At 72.9% G+C, this 18,866-nt stretch carries 14 protein-coding genes; 4 read left to right on the top strand and 10 right to left on the bottom strand.

From position 1 onward, the window contains the following. The first annotated feature begins 12 nt into the window (after positions 1-12). The 3 genes from ES689_RS00070 to ES689_RS00060 all read left to right on the top strand — a co-directional run bounded on the left by ES689_RS00070 (position 13) and on the right by ES689_RS00060 (position 2,794). Positions 13-966, top strand: a complete 954-nt coding sequence (locus tag ES689_RS00070) for an SDR family NAD(P)-dependent oxidoreductase (RefSeq protein WP_146898578.1) — start codon at positions 13-15, stop codon at positions 964-966. An 83-nt stretch (positions 967-1,049) separates the two neighbouring features. Further along, positions 1,050-2,021: a helix-turn-helix domain-containing protein gene (locus tag ES689_RS00065; RefSeq protein ID WP_146898575.1), complete on the top strand. Its 972-nt coding sequence runs from the start codon at positions 1,050-1,052 to the stop codon at positions 2,019-2,021. Between the two features lie 341 nt (positions 2,022-2,362). Then, on the top strand, positions 2,363-2,794 hold the full coding sequence (locus tag ES689_RS00060; RefSeq protein WP_146898572.1) for a BLUF domain-containing protein: 432 nt from the start codon (positions 2,363-2,365) through the stop codon (positions 2,792-2,794). A gap of 214 nt (positions 2,795-3,008) precedes the next feature. Here the strand turns inward: ES689_RS00060 and ES689_RS00055 are convergent, their stop codons facing one another. The 10 genes from ES689_RS00055 to ES689_RS00010 form a co-directional block, all read right to left on the bottom strand. Continuing rightward, positions 3,009-3,206: a hypothetical protein gene (locus ES689_RS00055; RefSeq protein ID WP_146898569.1), complete on the bottom strand. Its 198-nt coding sequence runs from the start codon at positions 3,204-3,206 to the stop codon at positions 3,009-3,011. 136 nt (positions 3,207-3,342) lie between these two features. Next, positions 3,343-4,386, bottom strand: a complete 1,044-nt coding sequence (locus ES689_RS00050; protein WP_146898567.1) for a helix-turn-helix domain-containing protein — start codon at positions 4,384-4,386, stop codon at positions 3,343-3,345. A 218-nt stretch (positions 4,387-4,604) separates the two neighbouring features. Then, positions 4,605-5,885, bottom strand: a complete 1,281-nt coding sequence (locus tag ES689_RS00045) for an ice-binding family protein (protein ID WP_146898564.1) — start codon at positions 5,883-5,885, stop codon at positions 4,605-4,607. Between the two features lie 280 nt (positions 5,886-6,165). After that, positions 6,166-8,385: an alpha-xylosidase gene (gene yicI / locus ES689_RS00040; RefSeq protein ID WP_146898562.1), complete on the bottom strand. Its 2,220-nt coding sequence runs from the start codon at positions 8,383-8,385 to the stop codon at positions 6,166-6,168. Positions 8,386-8,461: 76 nt separating this feature from the next. Then, positions 8,462-9,385 carry a carbohydrate ABC transporter permease gene (locus ES689_RS00035; RefSeq protein ID WP_150007976.1) on the bottom strand — a complete coding sequence of 308 codons (924 nt, stop codon included), beginning with the start codon at positions 9,383-9,385 and terminating at the stop codon, positions 8,462-8,464. Then, a complete protein-coding gene (locus tag ES689_RS00030; protein ID WP_223269293.1) occupies positions 9,382-10,356 on the bottom strand; it encodes a carbohydrate ABC transporter permease in 975 nt (324 codons plus the stop codon). Before ES689_RS00030 ends, ES689_RS00035 begins: the two co-directional genes overlap by 4 nt. Further along, positions 10,349-11,644, bottom strand: coding sequence for an ABC transporter substrate-binding protein (locus tag ES689_RS00025; RefSeq protein ID WP_146898560.1), 1,296 nt, complete (start codon positions 11,642-11,644; stop codon positions 10,349-10,351). The genes ES689_RS00030 and ES689_RS00025 overlap by 8 nt, the downstream gene beginning before the upstream one ends. Before the next feature lie 76 nt (positions 11,645-11,720). After that, positions 11,721-13,790 (bottom strand): beta-galactosidase, encoded by a 2,070-nt coding sequence (locus tag ES689_RS00020; RefSeq protein WP_146898558.1) that lies wholly within the window; start codon positions 13,788-13,790, stop codon positions 11,721-11,723. A gap of 145 nt (positions 13,791-13,935) precedes the next feature. Beyond that, a complete protein-coding gene (locus ES689_RS00015; RefSeq protein WP_146898556.1) occupies positions 13,936-14,952 on the bottom strand; it encodes a LacI family DNA-binding transcriptional regulator in 1,017 nt (338 codons plus the stop codon). Positions 14,953-15,178: 226 nt separating this feature from the next. After that, on the bottom strand, positions 15,179-16,168 hold the full coding sequence (locus ES689_RS00010; protein WP_146898554.1) for a LacI family DNA-binding transcriptional regulator: 990 nt from the start codon (positions 16,166-16,168) through the stop codon (positions 15,179-15,181). A 91-nt stretch (positions 16,169-16,259) separates the two neighbouring features. On the opposite strand from ES689_RS00010, the gene ES689_RS00005 reads away from it, so the two are divergent. Next, complete coding sequence (locus ES689_RS00005; RefSeq protein ID WP_146898552.1) at positions 16,260-18,398, top strand: aldo/keto reductase; 2,139 nt, start codon at positions 16,260-16,262, stop codon at positions 18,396-18,398. The last annotated feature ends 468 nt before the right edge of the window (positions 18,399-18,866 follow it).

Below are 18,866 nucleotides of genomic sequence, written 5' to 3'. Positions count from 1 at the left end.
GAGAGGGACAACGTGACGACACGCGACATCAGCACATTCGGTGCGCGGACGACGGCGGACGAGACGCTGGAGGGCGTCGACCTCGGCGGGCGGACCGCCCTGGTGACGGGCGCCTCCTCGGGCATCGGGGTCGAGACGGCCCGTGCCCTGGCCGGCGCGGGGGCCCAGGTGACGCTGGCCGTGCGCGACGTGGCCGCGGGGCGTGCGGTGGCCGACGACATCGCCCGCTCGACCGGTGGGCCCGCGCCCGACGTGGTCGAGCTGCACCTCGACCGGCCCGCCTCGGTCGAGGCCGTCGCCGCCGCGTGGACCGGCCAGCTCGACATCCTGGTCGCCAACGCCGGCGTCATGGACTCCCCCGAGACCTACACGTCCGCGGGGTGGGAGCTCCAGTTCGCGACGAACCACCTCGGCCACTTCGCCCTCGCGCAGGGCCTGCACGGCGCCCTCGCCGCGGCGGGCCGCGCTCGGATCGTCTCCGTCTCGTCGAGCGGCAACGGCGGCTCGCCCGTCGTGTTCGACGACCTGTTCTTCCGGCGGAGGCGCTACGAGCCCGGCCTCGCCTACGCGCAGTCGAAGACGGCCAACGCCCTCTTCGCCGTCGGGGCGAGCGCCCGCTGGGCCGACGACGGCATCACCGCGAACTCCTGCATGCCCGGCGGCATCTGGACGGGCCTACAGAAGCACTGGGACCCGGACGTCCTCGCCGCGACCAAGGTCGCCGCGGCCGACGCGGTCAAGACGCCCGAGCAGGGCGCGGCCACCTCCGTGCTGCTCGCCACCGCGCCCGAGCTGGCGGAGGTGCGGGGCCGCTACTTCGAGGACTGCCACGAGGCCGAGGTGGTCGACCAGATCGTCGACGGGCTGCACGGCGTCCGTGCCTGGGCGCTCGACCCGGCCGAGGCCGACCGCCTGTGGGACGTCTCGGTCGCGCTCGTCGACGCGGAGGCGCGCTCGCGCGCCTGATCGGCCCCCAGGTCGGATGTCGGCGGCGTGTGGCACGATTCAGCTCTTCCTGCCCAGACCCTGCAGAGACGAGACGAGCCCCGATGTCGGACGAGTCCGAGCGCCTCGACGTGCCGGCGTACAGCCGCGCCGTCGAGCACGGCACCGACCTGCACGAGGTGCTGCGCAGCAGGGCCGACCACCACGGCGGTCGTCGGTTCGACGCGCGCCCGTCCGGCGAGCCGTTCTCGTACCGGTACGTCACCGCGGGCGACGAGCGCGTCGCGCTGCAGACGTCGCACTTCACGGGACACATGGAGGGCGAGATCCCCTTCCCCGACGTCCACTTCGTCATGTGGTTCCGCAGCGGGTCGGCGAGGGTCCGTCGTGGGTCGGAGGAGTACCGCACCGACGGCTCGACGCCGTTCCTCATCCCCGCCGAGGACTCGTTCGAGTTCGAGTTCCGGCCGCGGCAGAGCAACCTGGTCCGCCTCGGCACCGAGTTCCTCGAGCAGACCGCGACCGAGCTGCACGGCGGGCCCGCGCAGCGCGTCGCCTTCGACTCGTCGAGCACGCCCGGCGCCGAGGCGATCGCCGACTGGCGGACGACGATGGCGGGCGCGACGGAGGCGGTGGTGGGCGAGGTGGTCCCGCCGCTGCTCCGGCTCGAGGCGCAGCTGAGCACGGCGAGGGCGGTGCTCCGCACCTGGCGCTGGCAGGTCGTCGACGTGCCGCGGTCGCTCCGCACACCCGGCACCGTGCGGGTGCGGCACGCGCTCGAGTACCTGCACGAGCACGCGGCCGAGGCGATCAGCCCCTCCGACGTCGCCGCCGCGGTGGGGCTGCACACCCGCAGCCTCCAGCTGGCGATGAGCGAGCACCTCGGCACGACTCCGTCGGCGTACCTGCGTCAGGTCCGACTCGACCGTGTGCGGGCCGACCTGCTCGCCGCGTCGCCGCACGAGACGACGGTCGCCGCCGTCGCGCGCCGCTGGGGCTTCGGCAACCTCGGCCGCTTCTCGGCCAGCTACGCCGACCACGTCGGCGAGTACCCCCGCGACACGCTCGCGCGCTGACGGCGCGTCGTGTCGACACCCGCGGAACCCGCGCACACCCCCGTGCGCGCCGACGGGTGTGCGCGGGTTCCGCGGGTGCGGGAGGGTCGAGCGCACTGCGGACGTTCCTCCGCACCGAGCGGCCCTGAGCGACCGCAGCCCTGCGTTCCCACAGACCTGCGTCGACACCCGCCGAACCCGCGCACACCCTCGCGCGCGCCCGAGGGTGTGCGCGGATCCCGAGGGTGTACGCAGATCCCGAGCGTGCGGTCGCGTTCCGAGGGCCGGGCGCAGCCCCCGCTCTGGGGCGTGACGGCGCGGTGCGCACCAGGCAAGCTCGAGGGACCCCCAGGAAGGCCCGAATGCTCTCGATCGTCTACACCAGCGCCTCGCGCGTCCGCCCCACCGACGGCGACCTCGCCACCCTGCTCATGAACAGCCGCGCGAACAACCGCCGGCTGGGGCTGTCGGGGTTCCTGATGCACAAGCAGGGGCGCTTCGTGCAGGTGCTCGAGGGTCCCGACGACGTCGTGCAGGCCCGCTACGAGATCATCGCCGCCGACCCCCGACACACCGACGTGGTCGAGCTGCTGCGCGAGTCGATCGACGAGCCCCGCTTCGCGGACTGGTCGATGGGCTACCTGCCCACCACCGACGAGCTCGCCGAGGCGATCCCCGGCTACGCCGACGTCACCGGCGCGGCGCTCGACCATTCACGCGGGCGGGCCGACCTCGACCCGGCGGTGCGCGCCCTGCTCGACTGGTTCCGCGCGCCGGTGCCCGCCGGCGCCTGAGCCCGCCCGCGCCCGCCGCAGGCGCAGCCGCAGCCGCAGCCGCAGCCGCACCGGACTACGGGCTGTACTCCCGAACCGGCGCCGCACCCCCTGAACGCGAGGTGCCGTGCGGGATCAGGGGTGCAGCTCGGGTGGCGTGCCCGCGGCCCAGCGGCCCGCGGCTAGCGGCCCGCGGCCCGCGGCCCAGCGGCCCAGCGGCCCAGCGGCCTCGCGGCTAGACGTCCGACTGCGCGTCGTGCTGGGCGGCGCGCTCGCGCACGTCGCCCTCGCGGCTGCCGGTCCCGCCACCGTCGCGGTGGTCGGCGTCGGCCTGCTCGGCCAGGCCGTCCGTCTTCTCCTCGGCCGTCGCCTCCTCGGCGCCGTCCATCATCGGGCTGGTCATGGTCTCGTCGGACTTGTCGTCGGTGCTCATGTCGCGGACCGTACGCCCGGCCCCCGCGAGAGCACCCCGAGCTGCCTGTGAAAGGCTCACCCGAGGAGGCGTGGGCCGGGCACCGCAGGACGCCCCGCCGCAGCGCTCAGCGCGCGAGCGCTCAGCGCGCGAGCGCTCAGCGCGCGAGCGTGTCGCGCGGGTACTCGCCGAACCGTGCCGAGTACGACGCCGAGAACCGCCCGAGGTTGCCGAAGCCCCACTTCCGGGCGACCTCCGAGACGAGCACGGAGCCGGGCTCGGACGAGAGGAGGTCTTGTCGAGCACGGTCGAGGCGCACGTGCCGCACGTAGTTGGTGGGGCTCGAGCCGAGGTGCTCGCTCATCAGCAGCTGCAAGGTGCGGGTGTGCATCCCCGCGGCCGTCGCGATGTCGGCGGAGGTGATGGCCTGGTCGGCGTAGGCGTGGACGTACTCGGCAGCCTGGCGGAGGCGGCGGGTGCGCTCGGTCCGGAGCGTGTCCGGGACGTCGATCGCCCGCCACGGGAACAGGTCGAGCATGCCCCGGACGAGCGACTGCTGCGCAGCGTGCCGAGCCAGTGCGGGAGTCTCCTCGCCGACGATCAACGGGGTCGCTGCGCCGAGGGTGGTCCGCCACGCGGCGAGCGCCTCGTCGCTCGGGACGGCCGCGTAGTCGAAGACGATCCGCTGCGGAGGCCCCGCGTGCCGCTCGCTCGCGACCGCCTCGAGGAACGCCGCGTCGACGTGCACGATGCCGTGACGGTGGGGCGTCATCGCGAACGCGAACGACGTCTCGGTCGGCGTCAGGAACGGCCGCGAGCCCTGGCTCGTCAGCTGTCCGACGGGGTAGTCGACGGTCACGCTGCCGGAGCGGAACCACGACATGGCGTAGTCGCGCGACCACGGGATGACGCCCTGGAGGTGCGCGGTGAACGTGCCCGTCTGCAGGCTGAGCCGGGAGTCGCCCGCGGAGGCGAACCGGAACCCGAACGGCTCCCCCGTGGCGCGCGCCCGGAACTGACGGCCGTCGTAGACGCTCTCGAGGCTGCTGCGCGCCTCCTCGAGGTCGTCGCTCGCGAACTGGACGCGCTCGAAGCGCGGCTCGTCCTCGGGCGCGACGGCACCGGCGTGGTCCGGGTCGACGGACAGGGGGGTCTCGACGTCGACGGAGTCGGTGGATGCGGTCGTCTCGGTGGTGGTCATGACTGGTTCTCCTGGTCCGTTCCCGGCCCGTGCCCACCGCTGGTGAGGCAGGCCCGACCCTGTCAGGACGCCTCGGCGAGCCGGTTCGTCACGGGGTCACGGGCACGCAGGTGCACGGTCGAGTGTCGCACGGTCATCATCTCGCAGGCACCGCCCTGCGTCACCACCCCCGAGCACGGGCCTGTCGCGTGCACTCGGCCGCGGGTCCGCAACAGACGTCAGCGGGCGACGTGGGCGCCGCGGGCGCGGCGGCGACGCACCGCGGCCGTCGCCACCAGGGCGATGCCGGACATCAGCGCGAGTCCGGCGACCAGCGCGGGCACCGTGTTCTCGGCGCCCGTGTTCGCGAGGCGTCCTGCCGCGAGCTGACCGCGGGCGCGGTCGGCCACGGGCGTGACGGGGACGGTGGGCGTCACGGGCGGGGCCGTCACCGGCGGCACCGTGACCGGCGGCACGACGACGGGCGGCACGGCCGCCGCCGCGGTGACGGTGATGACGTAGGTCTCGCTGTCAGCAGGGGCATCGCCGTTGGACGCGGTGATGGTGACGCTCGTCGAGCCGGGCGTGGTGGGCGTGCCCGAGATGACGCCGGTGGCCGAGTCGAGGCCGAGACCGACGGGCAGCGTACCCGCCGTGACCGTGAAGGTCGGCGAGGGAGACCCGCTGGCCGTCACCGGGAACGTGTAGGGAGTGCCCGCCGTGGCCGTGCCGGGAGCCCCGGAGGTGATGGTCGGGTTGCTGGTCACGTCGCCGGCCGCGCAGTCCTCGGGCACGGTGATCGCGTCGTTGATCAAGGTCACGGCGCCGGTGCGGGCGAGCAGGCGGCCGATGACGGTCGTGCCGTCGTTCACGCTGACGGAGGTCTGCGCGAGGACGGTGCCCCGGAACTGCGACCCGCTGCCGATGGTGGCCGAGCTGCCGACCTGCCAGAAGACGTTGCAGGCACTCGCGCCGGGCGGCAGGATCATCGTCGTCACCGAGCCGATGGTGAGGCTGCTCGACGCCTGGATGACCCAGACCGACTCCGCGGTGCCGGCGAAGGTCAGGGCGCCGTTCGCCGACAGCGCGACCTCGCCGCCCGAGTAGACGCCGGGGGTCAGCGACCGACCGGCCAGCTCGGTGACGCCGGACTCTTGCGGAGTCAGTGACCGCGCGACGTCGTACGCGGTCGTGAGGTCGGCCTGCGCCTGGGCCGAGGCGGCGTCGTTGACGTGCACGACACCTCCCGTGGCGATCACGCCGGGGCCCGTCGCGGGGTCGAAACCGGTGATCGCGCCCTCGGCGCTCACTCCGATGTCGCCGTCGACCACGCTGGCGCCGGTGTTGGTGATCGCCGAGCTCGCGAGGACGCCGTAGGTCGCGGCGGAGCCGAGCCCCACCGGCCCGGGGATGACCGTGTCGGCCTGGGCCGGCAACGCGGCCGTGAGGGTGAGGGCGGCGGCGACGCCGAGCACGACGGCCGTCCGCGTGAAGGGGAGGGTGGATGTCGTGCGGGCCATGGCGGCACCTGACTGCGGAGAGGAGGCACCAGAGCACACGTGTCGGACGTGCTGGTGTTCCCCGTTGCCTGAGATATACGCCTGATCCACGACGAGCACAACGACCGCGCCGGTTCTCTCGGCTGGCGCGCGACCGGCCGTACCCCGACCGGTGGCGTCGCCCCGTACCCGGGCTGGCCCCCGGCCGGGGGTGGCGAGTGTCGCATCACGTTCCGAGCGTCGCGTCCCGTCGTGGCGCGACGCGATGCTCGGAACGTGATGCGAAAGCCGAGCGAGCGGCCTAGGAGGCGCGCACCACCAGGGCAGGCAGGGTCGCGCCCTCGGGCCCGGTCACCTGCACCGCGCCTCCTCGTCTCTCGACTCGGAAGACGGTCGGCACGGCCGTCGCCTGGTCGGTGATCGTCACCTCGCGGACCCCGTCGGGACCGGGGAACGCGTGCAGCGTCAGCCCGTCCAGGTAGTCGTAGTCGGGCCGGTCGTCGCGGGCTCCGACGGGCACCACCGCCCCCTCGCGGACGTACAGCGGCAGGGTGTCGAAGCCGTGCCGCTCGGTGCGCCACGACCCGCCCTCGACGACCTCGCCGGTGAACCAGCTCGTCCAGCGGCCGTGCGGCAGGTAGACCTCGACGGTGCCGTCGGCGGAGAACACCGGGGCGACGAGCAGGTCGGGCCCCAGCATGTACTGCGTGTCGACGTGCACGACGGCGCGGTCGCGGTCGAACTCGAGCACCATCGGCCGCATCACCGGCACTCCCCGCTCGTGTGCCTCGACGCCCGCCTGGAACAGGTACGGCATCAGCGAGAGCTTGAGCTTCGTGAACGCCCGGGTCACGTCGACGGCCTCGTCGTCGAACAGCCACGGCACCCGGTACGAGCTCGACCCGTGCAGCCGCGAGTGCGACGAGAGCAGGCCGAAGGCGAGCCAGCGCTTGAAGACGCCCGCGTCGGGCAGCCCCTCGAAGCCGCCCATGTCGTGCGCCCAGAAGCCGAAGCCGCCCATCGACAACGACAGCCCGCCGCGCAGCGTCTCGGCCATCGACACGTGGCTCGACGAGTTGTCGCCGCCCCAGTGCACCGGCATCGTCTGGCCGCCGACGGTCGCCGAGCGGGCGAAGACGACGGCGTCGCGCTCGCCCCGCTCGTCGACGAGCACCTCGTGCACCGCGCGGTTGTAGAGCTGCGCGTACAGGTTGTGCATCGCCTCGGGGTGGCTGCCGTCGTGCCAGACGACGTCGGTGGGGATCCGCTCGCCGAAGTCGGTCTTGAACGAGTCGACGCCCTGCGCGGTCAGCTGCCGCAGGTGGCCCTGGTACCAGGCCACCGCCTCCGGGTTCGTGAAGTCGACCAGCGCCATGCCGGCCTGCCACATGTCCCACTGCCAGACGTCGCCGTTCGCCCTCGTGACCAGGTAGCCGGCCGCGGCGCCCTCCGCGAAGAGGCGCGACCGCTGCGCGATGTAGGGGTTGATCCACACGCAGGTGTGCAGGCCCCTCTCGTGCAGGCGGGCGAGCATCGCTCGGGGGTCGGGGAACGCCCGCTCGTCCCAGACGAAGTCGGTCCACTGGAACTCGCGCATCCAGAACGAGTCGAAGTGGAACGCCGACAGCGGCAGGTCGCGCTCGGCGAAGCCGTCGATGAACGAGGTCACCGTGGCCTCGTCGTAGCTGGTCGTGAAGCTCGTCGTCAGCCAGAGGCCGTAGCTCCAGGCCGGCACGAGGGCGGGGCGTCCGGCGAGCGCGGTGTAGCGCTCGAGCACGTCCTTGCCCGTCGGCCCGGCGATCACGAGGTACTCGAGCGACTCGCCCTCGACCGAGAACTGCACGCGCTCGACCGACTCGGTGCCGACCTCGAACGAGACGGCGCCGGGGTCGTCGACGAGCACCCCGTATCCCTTGTTCGTCAGGTAGAACGGCACGTTCTTGTACGACTGCTCGCTCGAGGTGCCGCCGTCGGCGTTCCAGATCTCGACCGTCTGCCCGTTCTTGACGAGCGGCCCGAAGCGCTCCCCCAGCCCGTAGACGTGCTCGCCGACGCCGAGGTCGAGCTGCTCGTGCACGAACGACCGGCCGGAGGCGTCCGTCACGTACCCGACGGAGCGGTGCCCCGACCCCGTCAGCCGTTCGCCGCCCGAGCTGAACTCGAGCGACCAGGGGGCGCCCTCGCCCACGGTCGCGGTGAGCGCCCCCGAGGTGAGCGTGCCCACGCCGTCGACGACGCTGACCTCGCCGACCCGCGAGCCGTCGTCGCCGGGCAGGTCGAACCCGCCGCGGCCGCGCGTGCCCTGGTGGTGGTCGATGCGGACGCGGATGACGCCCTCGGCCGGCGACGACAGCGACACGGTGAGCATCGGCCGGTTGAGGGTGTCGCCCCGCCCCGCGATGCGCTTCGTGGGGGCGTAGGCGACCAGGCCGCCGTCCTGCTCCCAGACGTCGTGCGCCTCCTGGGCGTACAGGGCGGTGACGCCGGGCAGGATCTCCCAGTAGCCGTCGGTGAACTTCATGCGGTGCTGCCTTCCCTCGGCGAGCGGCCGACGGTCGAGGAGGTGGGGGTCGAGGAGGTGCGGATCGGCTCGGTCATCAGCCCTTCAGCCCTCCCGAGATCAGGTCGAGCCGCCAGAAGCGCTGCAGGAACAGCACGAGCAGCGTCAGCGGGACGATCGACACGGCAGCTCCCGTGATGGCGAGCGAGTACAGCGCGGGGGCGCCCGACCCCTTCGACAGCAGCGTGTAGAGGCCGACGGTGAGCGGGTAGTCGGCCTGGTCGCTGAGCATCACGAACGGCAGCAGGAAGTTGTTCCAGATGCCGACGAACTGCAGCAGGAACACGGTCACCATGCCGGGCACCATGATCGGCAGCACGATGTGCCGGAAGATCCGCCACTCGCCCGCGCCGTCGATCCGCGACGCCTCGAGGATCTCCTGCGGCACCGCCGACTGCGCGAACACCCGCGAGAGGTAGATGCCGAACGGGCTGATGATGATCGGCAGCAGCACAGAGATCGGCCCGCCCGCCAGCCCGATCTCGCTGAGCAGGATGTACTGCGGGATCGCCAGGGTGATGCCCGGGATGAGCACGCCCGCGAGGATCATGAAGAAGATCAGGTTCCGCCCGCGGAACGCGAACTTCGCCAGGGCGTAGCCAGCCATCGTCGAGACGAGCGTCGACAGCACGCCGCCGACTCCCGCGTAGAGCAGCGAGTTCGCCGCCCACAGGCCGTACTGGCCGCCCTCGTAGGCGAACAGGTCGCCGAGGTTGCCGAGCAGCCCGGTGCCCGGGGCGAACGAGAACGAGGTGAAGAGCTCGCCCGGCGACTTCGACGAGGCGATGAACACCCAGCCGACCGGCACGAGGCAGTAGAACGCGCCGATCAGCAGCACGATCGTGGGCAGCAGCTTGCCCTTGCGGGAGGGGCGGGAGGCGCCGGGGCGGGCCGTCCTGCGGTCGCCCTCCGCGCCTCCTCGTCGGGAGCTCGTGCCGCGGCGGGTGTCGAGGGCGGTCACGAGACGCCCTCCTTCCGGCGGCGGTTCGCGACGCCGAGCACGACCGCCGAGAGGGCGACCGTCCCGAGCGCGAGGATGGTCGAGGAGGCGGCTGCCGACGGGAGGTCGTCGGTCAGGAACGCGTCGCGGTAGATGGTCATCAGCGGTGCCCAGCTCTGGGTGATCTCGGTGGTCAGGGGACGGAGGGTGTTCGGCTCGCCGTACAGCTGCAGCGTGCCGATCAGCGCGAAGACGCCGGTGAGGACGAGCGCGGGGACGACGAGCGGCACCTTGATGCGCAGGGCCACCTGCAGCTCGCTCGCGCCGTCGAGGCGGGCCGACTCGTAGATCTCGGCCGGGATGCCGCGGAGCGACGTGTAGATGATGATCATGTTGAAGCCGACGCCGCCCCAGATGGCGATGTTGGCGAGCGACCCGAACAGGCCGCCGGCCTCGAGGAACGGGATCGGGCCCCAGCCGAGCGCGTTCGTCACGTACGAGAACGGGCTGGTGCTCGGCAGGTACATGAAGCCCCAGAGCAGCGCCGCGGTGATGCCGGGCACGGCGTAGGGGATGAAGATCGCCGTGCGCGCGAACCGCTTGGCGCGGACGGCGGGCACGTCGAGCAACAGCGCGAAGAGCAGCGCCAGCCCGAGCGTCAGCGGCACCGCGATGACGCCGTAGACGCCGAGCCGGCCGAAGCTGGCGAGCAGCTCGGCGTCCTGGAGCACGGCGACGTAGTTGTCGAGGCCGACGAAGCGGTCGACGCGGACGCCGAGCACGGAGGCGCCTTCCTCGATCCGGTAGGCCCGGAGGCTCGACCAGATCGTGTAGCCGAGGGGGATCAGCATGAACACCACGAACAGCACGACGGCCGGCGCGACGAACAGGTAGGGAGCCAGCGGGCTCCGGCGTCGGCCGCGTGCCGGGCGCGGGGCCGGGCTCGCGGTCACGGGGTGCGTCATCTCGGGGCGCAGCGCGGTGTCAGCCATTCGTGGTCACCTGGTATCCCACTTCCTCCATGTCGGCCACGACGACGGCCTGGGTCGCGGCGAAGGCGTCGCGCCACGGGGTGCCGGCCCCGATCGCCGCGTTGAGCTCATCGGTGAGCGTCGTCGTCGCGAGCGCGACGTTCGGGCCCCACGTGGTGGGGAGGACGTCCTCCGAGACCTCGGCGGCGACGTCGTAGAAATCGGTCTGCTGCGGCATCAGCGAGGGCGGCGCGTTGCCGATCGCGAGCTCCTGGCCCTCGATCGACGCGGGGTAGACCCCGCGCACGTCGAGCAGGGACTGGTTGCCCTCGGTGCTCGCGTTCATCCACTTGGCGAACGCCGCCGCCTCCTCGGGGTGCTCGCTGTTCTTCGTGACGATCAGCGCCGAGCCGCCCTGGAACGGCACCGCGGCGTCGCCGGGCGTCCACTCGGGCAGCGGCGTGATCTCCCACGCGCCGGAGGTGTCGGGGGCGACGCCGCCGAGCACGCTCGGCGCCCAGATGCCCGCGGCCCAGCCGCCGATCGTGCCGTCGTTGACGCGCTTGTTGTACTCGGGCGACAACACGGGGTCGGTGTCGATCGAGCCGTCGGCGGCGAGCTGCTCGAAGAAGTCGGCGACCTCGAGCATCCGCTCGTCGGCGATGCCGACCGTCCAGCCGTCCTCGTCGACCGACCACCAGTCGGCGCCGGCCTGCGCCGAGACGCCGGCCCAGAAGCCGAGCTCGCCGGCGGGGACGGCCGCGAGCACCGTGTCGGGGCGCTGCTCGTGCACGGCGCGGGCGACGTCGCCGAACTCCTGCCACGTCGTCGGCACGGCCTGGCCCGTCTCGGCGAGCAGGTCGGCCCGGTACGTCAGCACCATCGGCCCGGCGTCCTGCGGCAGGGCGTAGACCTGCCCGCCGAACGTGGTCTGGGCCCAGGTGCCGTCGGTGAAGGCGTCGTCCACGTCGGCCACGAGGTCGGTGATGTCGCGCGGCACGTCGGCGATCACCAGCGACGGGATCGTCGTGTACTCGGCGAGCGCCACGTCGGGGGCGTTGCCGGCCCGGCTCGAGGTCAGGAGCTTCGCGGCCGAGTCCGTGCCGCCTCCTGCGTCGGTGTGCCGCACCTGGACGTCGGGGTTCGCGGCGTTCCAGAGCGCGACCTGCTCGCTCTGGCCCACCCCCCAGCCCCAGTACTCGAGGCGGACGACGTCGTCGCCGCCCGCGGCGGAGCAGCCGCTCAGCGCGGCTCCCCCGATCAGGAGGGTCGCGAGTGCTGCGGCCCTCACGGTCTTCGGGTGTCTCATCGGCATCTCCTTCGACGCGGGTGGTGCGGTGCGGGTGCGAGTGGTGGGGTCGGTGCGGTGCGGTGCGGGGTGCGGGTCAGCGGGCCGGGGACTCCTCGATCACGGCGACCGCGCCGGCGGGCACGGTGAACGAGCCGTCGGCGCGGTCGCCCGACACGAGGTCGACCCCGGTCGCCTCGACCTGCTGGTCGACGTCGCCGTGGTTGATCGCGAAGAGCCACGACCCCGCCTCGGAGGTGCGGCGCACCCGCTCGAGACCGTCGTCGCCGGCCGCTGTGGGCGCGATGCCCTGCTCGGCGACGAGGTCGTCGACGAGGTCGGCGAGCGACGCGTCGTCGAGGTGCGTGGTCAGGTAGATCGCCGCTCCGCCACCGTCGACGTCGCGGCGGAAGGTCGCCGGGTGGCCGGCGAGCTGGCCGGTGGCGTAGGTGCTCGTGACCGTGGCGGCGGCGCCGTCGGCGCTCCAGGCGCGGGGCTCGGCGAGCTCGCTCCAGACGCGGCCGCGGCGGCCGTCGGACAGCTCGACCTCGACGCCCTGCAGCAGCGGGTAGAACTCCTCCGAGCGCACGCCGAGCAGCTCACGCAGCACGCCGGGGTAGCCGCCCTCGACGACGCGGTTGTGCCGGTCGACGATGCCGGAGAACGGGGTGACGACGACGGTCCCGCCTCGGGCGACGACCTGCTCGAGGCCGGCCACCGCCTCCTCGGGGCACAGGTAGAGGGTCGCCACGACGACGAGGTCGTAGCCGGAGAGGTCGCTCGTCGGCGCGACCACGTCGACCGCCACGCCCTTGCGAGTCAGCGCCCGGTGGAACGCGAGCGGCTGGTCGAGGGCCCTGACGTCGACGCTGGGGTTGTTCCCCGAGCGGAGCGCGTTCGGGCTGATCTCGTCGAAGAGGATCGCGACGCGGGCCTGCTCGACGGTCGACCCGCGCACGGCGCCGATGCGGCGCAGGGTCGCGCCGAGCGCCTCCACCTCGCGGTACACGCGGCTGTCGGCACCCGCGTGCGGCACGACGGACGAGTGGTGCTGCTCGCTGCCCGCGGTCGACTGGCGCCACTGGAAGAACAGGGCGCCGTCGGCCCCGCGCGCGACGTGCGCCAGGCTGTTGCGCGCCAGCTCGCCGGGCGACTTGGCACGGTTGCGCGGCTGCCAGTTGACCGCCGAGGTCGAGTGCTCGATCAGCAGCCACGGCTCGCCCTGCGACATGCCGCGGGTCCGGTCGGCGCTGAAGGCCAGCTCGCCCCAGCGCTCGGGGTCGACGCCGATCGTGTAGTGGTCGTTCGCGACGAGGTCGACCTCGCGCGCCCAGCCGGCGTAGTCGTGCACCCCGGGGTGGTTCTGGATCATGAAGTTCGTCGTGATCGGCACGTCGGGCGTGACGCGCCGCAGCACCTCGCGCTCAGCGAGGTAGTGGCCGAGCAGCGCGTCGCTGCTGAAGCGCTCGAAGTCGAGCAGCAGGCCGGGGTTGTGGCTGGTGCCGGTGAAGCGCGGCGCCTCGACCTGGTCGAACGACGTGTAGCGGTGGCCCCAGAAGGCCGAGCCCCAGTGCGCGTTCAGCTCCTCGACCGTGCCGTGCCGCGCCTCCAGCCAGGTCGCGAAGGCCGCGGAGGTCTCGTCGCTGAAGCAGTGCGAGTTCTCGTTTCCGAGCTCGTTGCTCACGTGCCAGAGGCGGAGGGCCGGGTGATCGGCGTAGCGGGCCGCCATGGTCTCGACCAGCCGCAGCGCGTAGCGGCGGAACACCGCGGAGCTCGGCGACCAGCCGAGTCGGCCGCCCTGCGAGACCCGCACGCCGCGGTCGGTGACGAGGCCGATCTCGGGGTGCGCCCGGAACAGCCAGATCGGCGGCGCCGCGGTCGGGGTCGCGAGGTTGACGCCGATGCCGGCGTCGCCGAGCAGGTCCATCGCGCGGTCGAGCCAGCCGAAGTCGAACTCGCCGTCGGCGACCTCGATCAGGCCCCAGGAGAAGACGGCGAGGTTGATGCTGTTCACCCCGGCCCGCTTCATGAGGGCGACGTCGTCGACCCAGAGCTCCTCGGGCCACTGCTCGGGCGACCAGTCGCCGCCGAGGGCGAGGCCGTCGGTGATCCAGGGGAAGGTGCGGGGCTCGGGCAGGTCGCGGGAGCGGGACGTCAGCGTCGACATCGGGGGCCTCTCGGTGTGGGTGGGTGCGTGGGTGGGTGCGTGCGGGTGGGTGCGTGCGGGTGGGGTGGCGTGGGTCGTGGTGATGGGTGAAGGAATGTCGAAGCGCTTCGACGAAGGATCGTCGAGCGCCGGGGGCGTCGAGGAGTCAGGAGACGACGACCTCCGCGGTCGAGTTCCCGGTGATCCAGGTCGGCGCGATCAGCTGCACCTGATTCGTCGACCGGCCGTCCAGCTGCGCCATCGTGAGCTCGACCGCGCGGCGGCCCGATTCCTCGGCGGGCAGCGGCACGACGTCGAGCGCCGGCACGAACTCGGCCGTGTCGAAGCTCGAGCAGGCCGAGACGACGGACACGTCGTCAGGCACGCGCAGCCCCCTGTCGGCGAGCGATCGGAGCACGGCGCGGTGGGCCCCCTCGTTGCAGTTCAGGACGAGCGCGGTCAGGTCGGGCAACGCCTCCTGCAGCACGTCGATCGGCCCGCGCCGGTCGCCGGCGGCCGGGGCGTGGGCGAACGCGCCCTGCAGCCCCCGGGGATCGGCCTCGATCGCCGCGACGAAGGCGTCGCGGAACCGCGGCGCGAAGTTCGACCCGTGCTCGTAGAGGGCGGCGGCGTGGCCGACCATGCCGATCGACCGGTGGCCCTGGTCGGCGAGCCGGCGGACCGACGTGCGTGCCGCCTCCTCGAAGTCGAAGTCGACGCAGACCAGGCCGGTCGTGTCGCGGGGCACGCCGACGACCGTCGCGGGCAGGTCGAGCTCGCGCAGCAGCGGGAGGCGGACGTCGTCGGTGTCGACGTCCATCAGGACGACGCCGTCGACCAGCTGGCTCGACGCCACCCGGCGGAGGCCCTCGAGCGGGTCCGCCTCGGTCAGCAGCAGGATGTCGTAGTCGTGGCGCCGGGCGGCCGTGGCGATCGCCACGACGAACGACATGAACGCGGGCGGATGCGTCTCGGCGTGCATCGGGGCACTGAGGGCGAGGATGTTCGTCCGCGTGCCGGCCAGCATGCGGGCGCCGGCGTTGGCGCGGTAGCCGAGGTCGCGGACGGCGGCGTCGATCCGGAGGCGGGTGTCGGCCCGGATGGACCGCTTGCCGCTGAGCGCGTACGAGACGGTGCTGATCGAGACCCCGGCGGCCTTCGCCACGTCGTGGATCGTCGTCATCTCGGCCTCCTCGTCGAGTCGTCGCGCCTCTGGTCCCGGCGTCGTGCCTCTGGTCCCGGCGTCGTGGCGAAGCGCTTCGACTGCGGTGTCGGACCTGAGACTAAGTCACCGTGAACGTTCACGCAAGGGCCGCGCAGCCAACGGCGCCGCCCGTGGCGCGCCCTCGGCGAGAGTTCGCGTGCGGAGTGTGACCGGCAGCGGGCAGGCGCGCGCTACGCGCTACGGGCTACGCGGACTCGCGGAGCAGCAGCGTGCGCGCCACGCGGCGCCGCGGCGGCTCGGCACCGGCGAGCATCTCGGCCACGACCTCGACGGCGACGCGCGCCAGCTCGGCCTTGTCGATCGAGAGGGTGGTCAGCTCGGGAGTGACGAGCGAGCCGAGGTCGAGCCCGTCCATGCCGACCACTGCTACGTCGTCCGGCACGGCGACCCCGAGGCGCGCGAGCCCCTTGAGGGCGCCGATCGCGAGCACGTCGTTGAAGGCCAGCAGGGCGTCGGCGTCCGGGTACGCGCGGAGCAGCTCGGCGACCGCGCGCACCCCGTCGGCGTGGGTCTGCTCGACCCGGACCTCGGAGGCGGTGCTCCACGCCATGTCGTGATCGGCGAGGTACTCGCGGTAGGCGAGGGCCCGCCCGGAGCCCTCCACGCCGGAGTCGATCATCGCGACCCGGCTGCGGCCCGCCGCCCTGAGGTGGTCGAGAGCGCTGCGGACGGCCGTCCGAGTCTCGATCTCGATGACGCCCTGGGCGCCTCCGTCGGGATCGGTGTCGACCTCGACCGTCGGGACTCCCGACACCTGGTCGCGCAGGTCGCCGAGCGGCATCAGCGAGACGAGCACGTCGACGCGCGGCACCAGGGACGCCAGGCTCTCGCGGGCGACGGAGGCGTCGTGCCCGAGGTCGCACAGCAGCACTCCCCAGCCGCGTGCGGTCGCGGCCCGGCTGAACTCCGACGCGACCTCGGGGTAGTACGGGTTGCGGAGGTCGTCGAGGACGAGCCCGACCGTCACCTGCCGGCCCTTGACGAGGCCCTGGGCCGCACGGTTCGGCCGGTAGTTCAGGTCGCGGGCCGCCTGCACCACGCGCTCGCGCGTCGCGGCGCTCACGTCGGGCAGGCCGTTGAGCGACCGGGTCACCGTCTGGCGCGAGACCCCGGCGACCCTGGCCACGTCGAGGATCGTGGCAGGGCGAGGGAGGCGGGGGTCGGCAGTCGTCACCCCCTGAGGTTACTGGTAGCGTCGACCCTGGCCGTGAACGTTCACGGTCGCTCGCACGACTTCGCGACCGCAGACCCAGTGAAGGACACCGATGTCTCCCCTGACCCCTCCCGCCGACGCGACCGCCGCCTCCTCGGCTGGTGCTGCCCCCACGGCACCCCGCCAGCCGGCCGAGCCGGGCGCCGCCGCCCGCTGGGCCGTGCTCGGCGCCGGCTCGATCGCCCGGAAGTTCGTCTCGCAGCTGCCGTCGTCGGGCGGGGTGCTCGCCGCGGTCGGCAGCACCGACGCAGGCAGGGCCGCCGAGCTCGCCTCGTTCGCGGCCGAGCAGGGGGCTGCCCCCGCCGGGGGCGAGTCAGACGGGGGCGAGTCGGACGGGGGCGAGTCGGACGGGGGCGACGGGGACGGGACGGTCCGCACCGGGACGTACGCCGAGGTCCTCTCCGACCCGACGATCGACGCCGTCTACGTCGCCACCGTGCACACCGCCCACGCGCGCCTCGTGCTCGACGCCGTCGCGGCCGGCAAGGCCGTCCTCTGCGAGAAGCCGCTGACGCCGAACGCCGGCACCACGATGGCCGTGGCCGACGAGGCACGGCAGGCGGGCGCGACCCTCGTCGAGGCGTTCATGTACCGGTTCCACCCGCAGACCCGCGCGCTGCTCGAGCTCGTCCGGGACGGCGCGATCGGCGAGCTCGTGCACGTCGACGCGGCCTTCTCGTTCGCGGCCTCCGAGCGTGAGGGCCGCCTGTTCGACGTCGACACGGCCGGCGGCGGGATCCTCGACGTGGGCGGCTACCCGGTGTCGCTGGCGCGCGCCGTCGTCGGGGCCGCCCGCGGTCGCGCGTTCGCCGAGCCCCTCGCCGTGACGGCCAAGGGCACGCTCGGCCCGACCGGCGTCGACGAGTGGACCCTCGCCCAGCTCGACTTCGGCGACGGCACGACGGCGACCGTCCGCTGCGGGATCCGCGTCGAGGACGCCAACGCCGCGACGATCACGGGCTCGCGCGGCAGCATCGTGATCACCGACCCGTGGTTCGGCGACGACGCCGAGCTGACCGTCCGCACCGTCGACGGCGAGACCCGCACCCTGTCGTTCCCCGGGGCGGAGCCGTACGGCCTCGAGGCCGCCGCGACGATCGCCGCCCTGCGCGACGGCACCGGCGAGGCCGCCGAGATCAGCCTCGACGACAGCGTCGGGACCGCCCGCGTGCTCGACCAGTGGCGTGCCGCGATCGGCCTGCGCTACCCGTTCGAGCGCGAGGACGTCGACATCCCGCCGGTCACCGGCCGCCCGCTCGCGGTCTCCCCCGACGCACCGATGGTCTACGGCGAGATCGCCGGGGTCGGCAAGAAGGTGTCGCGACTGGTCATGGGAGTCGACAACCAGCAGGACCTGGCCCACGCCTCCTCGATCTTCGACCACTTCGTCAGCCAGGGCGGCAACACGTTCGACACCGGCTGGCTCTACGGCGACGGCGAGATGGAGGCGCGGCTCGGACGGTGGATCGCGAACCGCGGCATCCGCGACGACGTCGTCGTCATCACGAAGGGCGCGCACACGCCGCACTGCGACCCCGAGTCGCTGACCCGCCAGCTGCTCGAGAGCCTCGACCGGCAGGGCACCGACCACGCGGACATCTACATGATGCACAGGGACAACACCGACGTCCCCGTGGGCGAGTTCGTCGACGTGCTCGACGAGCACCGCCGGGCCGGGCGCATCCGGGTCTACGGCGGCTCGAACTGGACCCCGGCCCGCGTCGACGAGGCGAACGAGTACGCCCGCGCCCACGGCCGGGCCGAGTTCTCGGTGCTGTCGAACCACTTCGGCCTCGCCGAGGCGTACGACGTGCCGTGGGCCGGCTGCGAGCACGTCACCGACCCGGAGTCGAAGCAGTGGCTCGAGCAGCGCCAGATCCCGCTGCTGCCCTGGTCGTCCCAGGCGCGCGGCTTCTTCACCGGGCGGGCTCGCCCCGACGACCTCACCGACGCCGAACTCGTGCGTTGCTACTACAGCGAAGACAACTTCGAGCGTCTGCGCCGTGCGGAACAGCTCGGAGCGGAGCACGGCGTCGCGGCGACGGCGATCGCCTTGGCGTACGTGCTGCACCAGCCGTTCCCGACGTTCCCGCTGTTCGGGCCGCGCACGATCTCGGAGGCGCGCTCGTCGATGCGCGGCCTCAGCGTCTCGCTGTCGGACGAGCAGGTCGCCTGGCTCGACCTGCGCTAGCCCGGCCGTCTCGCTTGCTCTCCTCATTCAGGAACATGGGTCCTGAGTCGCCGCAGCTCAGGACACATTCGTCCTGAGTCGTGCACGACTCAGGACCTGTGCACGGTCGGCTCCTGAATCCTGCCGCCGACCCGCACCGTGAACCCATCGAGCCGAGGAGGCGCTGGGCCGGTCCCCGGGACCTGCCCACCGCCTCCTCGGCACTGGCCGGCTGGCCGGCTGGCTGGCTGGCTGGCTGGCTGGAGGTAACGGTCAGGTAACGCACCAATCTCATCCAGCGAGGGTGGCGAACCCCTGTCAACTCCCCACCGGGAACCACAGACAAGGAGAAACATCGTGAACATCTCACGCAAGACCATCACCAAGTCCGCCTTCGGCATCGTCGCCTCCGGCGCCCTCATCTTCAGCCTCGCGGCCTGCTCCTCCACCGACGCCGGCTCCGGCTCGTCGTCCTCCGCCGCCCCCTCG

Source organism: Frigoribacterium sp. ACAM 257, from assembly GCF_007954365.1.
In the GTDB taxonomy this organism is placed as follows: Bacteria; Actinomycetota; Actinomycetes; order Actinomycetales; family Microbacteriaceae; genus Frigoribacterium.
This window is presented reverse-complemented; position numbering and strand designations above follow the sequence as displayed.